The organism is Rathayibacter rubneri, assembly GCF_023743255.1.
In the GTDB taxonomy this organism is placed as follows: domain Bacteria; phylum Actinomycetota; class Actinomycetes; order Actinomycetales; family Microbacteriaceae; genus Rathayibacter; species Rathayibacter rubneri.
On sequence record NZ_JAMRYM010000116.1, the window covers coordinates 1 to 8,691 of the forward strand.

Consider the following 8,691-nt stretch of genomic DNA (forward strand, 5'->3'; position numbering starts at 1 on the left):
TTCCCGCGCCGCCTCTTCTTCCCCGCGATCCCGCCGTCCCCCGGAGGACCGATGCCGTCCCGCTCCACCCGCACCACCGGGATCGTCCTCGCGATCGTCGGCCTCGTAGCCGTCGTCGTCGCGATCGTCCTGCTCGTCCGTCCGGGCGGGGGAGCGGCGGCGCCCGGTGGGTCCGCCGGCACGAGCCCGTCCACCGGCGAGTCCGCGCCCGCATCGCAGGGCGGCCCGGCGTCGGCCGGACCCGCCCCGAGCGGGGACGCTTCCGTCGATCCGTCCGCCGACCCGTCCGCCGCTCCGGCCCCCGATGCCTCCGCGCCCGCCGGAGCCGCTCCCGATGCCCCCGCCGTCCCCGCTGCAGCGCCCGCGGTCGACGCCTTCTCGGCGTCGCCCTCGACCGTGTCGTGCGCGGGCGACCGCACGGCCGTCCGCCCCGTGTCGCTCTCGTGGTCGACCAGCGGAGGCGCGGCCGCCCGCCTCGCGACCGGCACGACCGATGTCCGCGCGGGCGACCCGGTCGAGCTCTCCGCGTCCGGCTACGGGCTCACCGTGGCCTGCCGCGACTCCGAGACCCTCGTCGCCCTCACCGTCGAGGGGGCCGACGGCTCCACCGCCCAGCGCACCCTCGTCGTCACCGCCGAGGACTGAGCACCCGTTCCATGCGCCCCGCACGGCAGAATGGAGCGCGATGACCTCCACACCGCCTCCGCTCGGCCTCCTCCTCGACGTCGACGGCCCCATCGCCAGCCCGATCAGCCGCACGATCGCCATCCCCGCGATCGCCGACGACCTCGTGCGCCTGGCGAACGCGGGCATCCCCATCGTCTTCAACACCGGCCGCTCGGACGCGTTCCTGCGCGAACGGGTGCTGCCGTCGCTGCTCGAGCGCGGGGTCTCGCCCGAGGCGCGCATCGTCTGCGTCTGCGAGAAGGGCGCCGTGTGGTTCACGGTCGACTACCGCGGCACGTCCGAGCCGATAGTCGACGAGTCCCTCGCGATCCCCGAGCCGGTCGCCCGCGACCTCGAGCGCATGATCCGCTCCGACTACGACGACCTGGTGTTCTTCGACGAGACAAAGCGAGCCATGGTCTCGGCCGAGCAGCTGGTCGACCTGCCCAGCGACGAGTACCTCGCCCGCCAGCTCGTCTTCGACGCCGACGCCCTGCAGATCATGACCGCGGCCGGCCTCGGGGTAGAGCGCCGCGGCATCCGGTACCCGGACGACTGCGGAGCCGTCGACTACCGCATCGACCCCACGGTCATCTCGACCGACATCGAGTCGAACCGCCTCGGCAAGGACCTCGGCGCCCAGCGCGCGGTCGAGCTGCTCGGTGCGACCGGTCCGATCCCGCAGCGCTGGCGCACCGTCGGCGACTCGCGCAGCGACTACGCCATGGCCGACTGGCTGTTCGAGCGCGCCTACGACGTGGCCCACGTCGACGTCCGCCCCGCCGAGGGCGTGCCCGAGAAGCCCTACCCGGTCCTGGTGGTCGACGACCTGGTGAACGACGCGGCGGGCGCGGCGATCCTGCGCCGCTGGACCGAGCTCGTCGACGACGAGACGACTCCCGAGGCCGGCGACGGCGTCTCGCTGTACACCCGCGACTGATCCGCCACCCCTCGTCCGCGCGGATCGCGGCCGCTAGCGTTCGAGGCATGAGAATCGCAGTCACCGGTGGATCCGGCAAACTCGGCCGCAGCGTCGTCGCCCGCCTCCGCGCATCCGGCCACGACGTCTACAACCTCGACCGCGCAGGCGAGCGCGGCGCCGGCTTCGTCCGCATCGACATCGCCGACTACGGGCAGGTCGTCGACGCGCTCCAGGCCGTCGGCGACCAGTACGAGGGCATCGATGCGCTCGTGCACCTCGCCGCGATCCCGGCGCCGGGCATCGTCCCCGACATCGCCACCTTCCAGAACAACATGCTCTCGACGTTCAACGCGTTCCACGCGGCGATCCGCTCGGGCATCCGGAACATCGTCTACGCGTCCAGCGAGACCGTCCTCGGTCTGCCGTTCGACGTGCCGCCGCCCTACATCCCGGTCGATGAGAAGTACCCGGCCCGTCCGGAGTCGGTCTACTCGCTGACCAAGCACCTCGAGGAGCAGCTCGCCATCGAGCTCTGCCGCTGGCACCCCGACCTGAAGATCTTCGGCCTGCGCTTCTCGAACGTGATGGACGAGGTCGACTACGCCGAGTTCCCCTCGTTCGACTCCGACGCGCTGCTGCGCAAGTGGAACCTCTGGGGCTACATCGACGGCCGCGACGGCGCTCAGGCCGTCGAGAAGGCGCTCGAGCACGAGGGCACCGGCTTCGACCGCTTCATCATCGCGGCGGCCGACACCGTCATGTCGCGCTCCAACGACGAGCTGGTGGCCGAGGTGTTCCCGGGCGTCGAGGTGCGCGGCGAGCTCGGAGCGAACGACACGCTCCTCTCGATCGACCACGCCCGCGAGGTGCTCGGCTACGCCCCCGAGCACTCCTGGCGCGACTCGCAGCAGGGCTGACCGGGCGACTCCACCCGGAGCACCCCGCACGAACGCGACCGGCCCGCCGGGATCCGAGGATCCGGCGGGCCGGTCGCGTTGCCGCGTGCGCGATTAGCGCTGCATCAGCTGGGGATGTAGTTGAACGTGTCGGGGTCCGGGCCGGTGCGGTGGCCGCGGTCCAGCGCCGTGATGTCGGTCATCGACTCGTCGTCGAGCTCGAAGTCGAAGAGCGCGAAGTTCTCCTCGACGCGGGCGCGCGTGACCGACTTGGGGAACACGATGTCGCCGCGCTGGATGTGCCAGCGGAGCACGACCTGCGCGGGGCTGCGGTCGACGTTGCGGGCGATGCGGGTGATCGTGTCGTCCTCGAGCACGAGGCCCTGGGCGATGGGCGACCACGCCTCGGTGGCGATGCCGTGCTCGACGCCGTACGCGCGGAGCTCGTCCTGCACGAGGTAGGGGTGCACCTCGATCTGGTTCACCGCGGGCACGATGGTGGCCTCGGCGCGCAGGCGGTTGAGGTGGTTCGTCTGGAAGTTGGAGACGCCGATCGCCTTCGCCTTGCCGCTGCGGTAGATCTCCTCCATCGCCTTCCAGGTCTCGAGGTAGTCACCCACGTTCGGCAGCGGCCAGTGGATGAGGAACAGGTCGACGTAGTCGAACTTGAGCTCGCCGAGCGTCTGGTCGATCGCGGCGAGGGCGTCCTCGCGGGCGTGGAAGCCGTTGTTGAGCTTCGAGGTCACGAAGACCTCCGAGCGGTCGAGGCCGGAGGCGCGCACGGCCTCGCCGACGCCCGCCTCGTTGCCGTACATCTCGGCCGTGTCGATGTGGCGGTAGCCGACCTCGAGCGCGGCGAGGGTGGCGTCCTTCGTCTCCGCGGGGTCGATCTGGAACACGCCGAAGCCCAGCTGCGGGATCTCCACTCCGTTGTTGAGGGTGATCGTGGGGACCGTGGTGGCGTCCGTGCTCATACTGAGTCTCGTCCTTTCATCGGGGAGGCCGCGCGCTCGACGCCCGCAGCCAGAACTCCAGTTCACGCCCCGAGGGCTGTCAGCTGCAACCCCTTGAACACTCAGGAAGCGTCGAGCCGACAGGCCGGCCCCGAATTACTCGTCCGCCTGGTACACCTTCCGGAACGCGTCCTTGCGGGCGATCTTCCCGCCGCGGAACTCGTAGATGTCGCAGCCGCGCGTGACCTGCGGCGTCCCGTCGGGGCCGGTCCCGGTGAAGGACCACGTCGCCGCTCCCCGGGTCCCCGCGATCAGGGGCTGCGCATCCTCGTGCCGCTCCTGACCGGTGTCGAAGGCGAGCATGAGCGCGAAGCCCTCGCGGACCTGCTCCTTCCCGGACCAGGTCCGGCCGGGCTCGGGCCCGACGGACGCGCCGTAGACGCAGTCGTCGGTGACGTGGCTCATCAGCGCCTCGAGGTCGTGGCGCGTCCAGGCGTCGCTGAACGCCGCCAGCACCTCGGGCGTCATGTCACTCGTGCTGTCGTCGGTGGGTGAATCGTTCATGAGCGGACTCCGGTCCTTCGAGTCGGTGGACCGTCGTCGGTCGCTCTGCGACCGTGACAGGTGCCTCGTCGCGGGGGCAACGCCCTCTAGCGGCCATGTCCGGAAGCGGACGGCACCGGCTCGCCGGGTGCGAGGCGCCGGGCGGAGCGGTCGGCGAGCGTGCCGCCCAGCAGCGCGGCGATCGCGAGGGCGAGCAAGAGGGGGACGTGCCCCGTCCACGGGACCAGCGCCGCGATGATCAGCGGGAAGAAGAAGCCGAGGTAGGTGAGCGTGTAGAACGTCGCCGTGAGCCGCGCGAGGTCGTCGGGAGCGGCCATCGTCTGCACAGCCTTGAGCCCCGAGAGCAGGCAGATGCCGTACCCGGCCCCGAGGAAGGGGGCGGCGAGGAGCACGAGCCACGGCGAGCCCGAGAGAGCGGCCGGCGCGAGCAGGAGCGCCCCCGCTGCGAAGCAGATCGTGCCGACCGGTCCGTTCCGCCCCCGCAGCGCCCGGTCGATGCGGGCGGAGAGCAGCTGCACCGCGGTCCCGACCCCGAGGGTGATCAGCATGACGAGGGTCGCGAAGGCGATCCCGAGCGTGCCGAGCCCGCCGGTGACGAGACTCGGCCCGACGGCGAACGAGAGGCCGCAGCTGCCGAAGACGAACGGCGCGATCGGAGCGACCGTGCCGCGGAACCGGCTGCGGTACACGGCGGGCACCCGCAGGTCGCCCAGCAGTGAGCGCCGGTGCGGGCTCGCCGTGCGGGTCTCGGGCGCGCGCAGCACGGCGAGCAGGGTGAGCATCGTCACACCCGCGTGGACGAGGTGCGGCAGGACGGTGGGGTTCGGCGCCCACTGCGCGAGCACCCCGCTGATCGCGGCCCCGCCGCCGAAGCCGATCGAGAGCGAGACGCCGCTGCGGCGCGCCCCGGTGCCCGTGGCCGCGGACAGCTCCTTCACCCAGCTGCTGCCGACGACGGCAGCGACCGCCACGCTGACCCCGGCGAGCAGGCGCGCGACGCAGAGCCCCGCGAGGTTCGTCCCCGCGATCGCGAACACGACGCTCGCGACGGCGCCGAGCGCCACTCCGGCCAGCATGATCCTCCGCCGGCCGAAGCGGTCCGACCACGCTCCGGCGAGCGCGAAGCCCGGCACGATCCCGATCACGTACACGGCGAGCAGCAGCGTGACCTCGGTCTGCTCGAAGCCGGCGACCTGCCGGTACATCACCATCAGCGGGATGAACTGGTTGCCGCCCCAGCCCAGCGCCGCCATCGCGGCGGCCACGAGCAGCCACGAGGACGCGGGCCGCGCGGGCGGTCGAGGTGCGAGGCGGGGCCGCATGGCGTCCTTCGGTCGGAGGCCCGTCCGCGCGTCTCGAGGGAGGTGCCGATCTCCGAGTCTCGGGAGGTCGCGATCCCGAGCACAAGCGCCGCTAGCGGACATGTCCTGAAGCGGACACGGATCGGGGATCGGCGACCCCGGGTCAGGCCGCGCTGTCCAGCCTGAGCATCGCCTCGCGCGCGAACTCCGTCGCGCGGCCGCGCCACACGCGCTCGAGCGTCAGCACGTCGTCGCCGGCCGAGCGGGAGGCGGGCAGCTGCGCGGCGGCCGCAGCGAGCACCGCGGCTCGCAGCTCGGTGTTGATGTTGATCTTGCCGAGTCCCGCCCCGATCGCGCGGCGCAGGTCGGCCTCGGGGATCCCGGAGGCTCCGTGCAGGCTCAGCGGCACCCCGCTCGCTGCGCGGATCGCGTCGATGAGCGGCCAGTCGAGCTCGGGCTCCGCGGCGTACGTGCCGTGCACGTTGCCCACCGAGGTCGCCAGCACGTGGGCGCCTGACGCCGCCAGGAACGGCGCGACCAGGGCCGCGTCCGTGCGGGCGGAGGGCAGCGAGGCGAGCGCGCGGTCCTCGTCGCCGGCGAGGGCGCCCAGCTCGGCCTCGACGACGACTCCGGAGCCGCGCACCGCCTCGGCCGTGAACGCCGCGTTCTCCTCGAACGTCAGGGCGCTGCCGTCGGCCAGCACCGCGTCCGCTCCCGCCTCGACCGAGCGGAGGATCAGGGCGAGGTCGGTCGCGTGGTCGAGCTGCACCGAGACGGGCACCGCGGCGCCGTCCGCGAGAGCGCGCAGCGCGGCGAGGAACCGCGGTCCGTGCCGGTCGGCCGCCGACTTCGGGGTGACCAGTAGGATCACTCCGCGGCCTAGCTCCTCCGCCGCGTCCACGACCGCGAGGGCCGTCGAGAAGTCGTAGCACGTGAGCGCGCCGACCGCCCCGCCCGCGGCCTGCCGCTCTCGGATCAGGTCGTCCATCCGGACCCTCACGCGAGGCCTCCGGCGACGAGCCAGACGACGTACGTGAGTGCGAAGCCGACCACGCCGAGGATCGTGGTGAGCACGGTCCAGGTGCGGAGGCCGTCGGCGACGCTCAGGCCGAGGTAGCGCGTCACGACCCAGAAGCCGGCGTCGGTGACGTGCGAGAGGCCGAGCGAGCCGAAGCCCACCGCGACGGTGATGATCGCGATCTGCAGCGCGGTGTAGCCGCCGTCGGCGACGCCGGTGGCCAGCAGGCCGCCCGTCGTCACGATGGCGACCGTCGCCGAGCCCTGCGCCGCGCGCAGCACGAGCGAGACCACGAAGCCGAGCACGATCAGGGGCACGCCGAGAGTGTCGAGCGTGCTCGCGAGAGCTCCGCCGATGCCGCTGGCCTGCAGGACCGCTCCGAACACCCCGCCGCCGGCGACGACGAGCAGGATCGAGGCGATCGGAGGCAGGGCGCTCTCGAAGATCTCGTTGGTCTGCGTGAGCGACCACCCGCGCTTCACCGGCAGGGCGAAGAACGCGATGCCGACGGCGACGAGCAGCGCGAGCACCGGAGTGCCGACGAAGACGCTGAGGCCGTGCGCGAAGGTGCCCTCGGGCAGGATCAGGGCGCCCACGGTGCCGACGAGGATCTGCACGATGGGGATCGCGACGAGCAGGATGATCAGCCCGGCGCGCGGCGGGGCGAGCTCGGTGCCGTCGCGGCCGACGGTGCGGATCGCGGAGGTGACTCCGCCGACCTCGGCGAGCTGCGCGGCGACGGCCGGCGCGAGCTCGTAGTCGCGGCGGTTCATGATCGCCGACACGGCGTAGGAGAGGACTCCGAGCACCGCGCAGATGGGCAGCGCGATCAGCGCGATGAGGCCGACATCGGCCCCGAAGACCCCTGCGCCGGCGACGATGCCGGGGTGCGGCGGCACGGCGACGTGCACCGCGAGCATGAGGCCCACCATCGGCAGGCCGAACTTCACGGGGCTGAGCCCGGCGACCTTGCTGAACGCGTAGATGATCGGCACGAGGACGATCACGCCGACCTCGAAGAAGACGGGGATCGCGACGAGGAACGCCACGATCGTCAGCGCCACGGCGACCCGCTTGGGGCCGAGCACGCGGGTGAAGTGGTCGGCGAGGCTCTGCACGCCGCCGGACACCTCGATCAGGCGGCCGAGGATCGCGCCGAGCGCGATGATGAGCGCGACCTTCCCCATGGTGCTGCCCACGCCGTTGGCGACCAGCACGAAGATGTCCTCGAGCGGGATCCGCGCCGAGACGGCGACGAGCACGCTGACCAGCAGCAGGGCCACGAAGGCGTGGATCTTGAAGCGGATGATGAGCACGAGCAGCAGGGCGATGCCCGCCGCGGCGATCCCCAGCAGGACCGGGGTGTCGAGGGTGACCGCCGGGGCGATCGGTGCGTCCGCGGCGCTGCGGAGCGCGGTGGCGAGGTTCATCGGGCGTCCTTCGGAGTGAGGTGCTGCGGGGCGAGGACCTTGATGACGGCGGAGTCGTCGGCGGCGGCGAGGCCCTGCGCGGCGCCGAGCAGGTAGAGCTGCTCGGCGGCCGCGGCGATCGGAGTGGCGAGGCCGGAGCCCCGCGCGGCGGAGGTCACGATGCCCATGTCCTTCACGAAGATGTCGAGGCGGCTGAGCACCTCCGCGCCCTCCTCGTCGTAGGCCTGCAGCATCCGCGGTCCGCGGTTGCCGAGCATGAACGAGCCTGCCGCGCCGGCCGAGAGGGTCTCGAGGGTGGCGGCGACGTCGAGTCCGAGCGCCTCGGCGAGGGCGAGCGCCTCGGCTCCGGCGGCGATGTGCACGCCGCAGAGCAGCTGGTTGACGGTCTTGAAGGCCTGGCCGTCGCCGGCACGGTCGCCGATGATGCTCAGCGTCGAGGCGAGCAACTCCAGCACCGGCTGCGCCTTCGCGCGGGCCTCGGGAGCCGCTCCGACGACGATCAGCAGGTCGCCCGCTCCGGCGCGGACGGGTCCGCCGCTGAGCGGGGCGTCGACGAGGTGGACGCCCAGGGCGTCGAGCTCCGCGGCCACGGCGACGACGTCGTCGATCCCGACGGTGCTCGTCATGATCACGACGGCGCCGGGCTCGAGGGTCGAGGCGACCCCGTTGGCGCCGAAGAGCACGTCGCGCAGCTGAGCGCCGTTGCGCACGGCCAGCAGCACGGCGTCGACGCCGGCCACCGCGCCGCGCGCGGAGTCGAAGGGGGTGATGCCGGCGTCGGCGGCCAGCGCCAGGCGCGGCTCGGCGATGTCGAAGCCGTGCACGGTGAGCTGGGTGGCGAGGCGGGTGGCCATGGGCAGGCCCATGGCGCCGAGCCCGAGGACGGCGACGCGGTAGGAGGGGGTGGTCACGGTGGTCCTTCTTCCTGGGGAGTGGGGGAG

The 8,691-nt window shown here is 72.6% G+C and carries 8 protein-coding genes and 1 pseudogene; 3 read left to right on the plus strand and 6 right to left on the minus strand.

The genetic code is table 11. The features are described 5' to 3' along the window. The 3 genes and pseudogenes from NB037_RS17205 to NB037_RS17215 all read left to right on the plus strand — a co-directional run. Positions 1 to 645 (plus strand): annotated as a pseudogene (locus NB037_RS17205) (hypothetical protein); the annotation flags it as partial. A gap of 40 nt (positions 646 to 685) precedes the next feature. Further along, on the plus strand, positions 686 to 1,606 hold the full coding sequence (locus NB037_RS17210) for an HAD family hydrolase (protein ID WP_251947964.1): 921 nt from the start codon (positions 686 to 688) through the stop codon (positions 1,604 to 1,606). A gap of 47 nt (positions 1,607 to 1,653) precedes the next feature. Continuing rightward, positions 1,654 to 2,505, plus strand: a complete 852-nt coding sequence (locus NB037_RS17215) for an NAD-dependent epimerase/dehydratase family protein (RefSeq protein ID WP_251947966.1) — start codon at positions 1,654 to 1,656, stop codon at positions 2,503 to 2,505. Between the two features lie 104 nt (positions 2,506 to 2,609). On the opposite strand, the gene NB037_RS17220 is transcribed toward NB037_RS17215, so the two are convergent. From NB037_RS17220 to NB037_RS17245, 6 genes are all read right to left on the minus strand, one after another. Beyond that, positions 2,610 to 3,458 carry an aldo/keto reductase gene (locus tag NB037_RS17220; protein WP_251947969.1) on the minus strand — a complete coding sequence of 283 codons (849 nt, stop codon included), beginning with the start codon at positions 3,456 to 3,458 and terminating at the stop codon, positions 2,610 to 2,612. A gap of 135 nt (positions 3,459 to 3,593) precedes the next feature. Beyond that, positions 3,594 to 4,001: a nuclear transport factor 2 family protein gene (locus tag NB037_RS17225; protein ID WP_251947971.1), complete on the minus strand. Its 408-nt coding sequence runs from the start codon at positions 3,999 to 4,001 to the stop codon at positions 3,594 to 3,596. 86 nt (positions 4,002 to 4,087) lie between these two features. After that, a complete protein-coding gene (locus NB037_RS17230) occupies positions 4,088 to 5,323 on the minus strand; it encodes an MFS transporter (RefSeq protein WP_251947973.1) in 1,236 nt (411 codons plus the stop codon). 142 nt (positions 5,324 to 5,465) lie between these two features. Further along, entirely contained in the window at positions 5,466 to 6,290 is an 825-nt protein-coding gene (locus NB037_RS17235; RefSeq protein ID WP_251947975.1) for a class II fructose-bisphosphate aldolase, read from the minus strand. Positions 6,291 to 6,298: 8 nt separating this feature from the next. Continuing rightward, entirely contained in the window at positions 6,299 to 7,750 is a 1,452-nt protein-coding gene (locus NB037_RS17240; protein ID WP_251947977.1) for a GntP family transporter, read from the minus strand. Beyond that, entirely contained in the window at positions 7,747 to 8,661 is a 915-nt protein-coding gene (locus NB037_RS17245; protein WP_308202085.1) for an NAD(P)-dependent oxidoreductase, read from the minus strand. The genes NB037_RS17240 and NB037_RS17245 overlap by 4 nt, the downstream gene beginning before the upstream one ends. Positions 8,662 to 8,691: the final 30 nt, after the last annotated feature.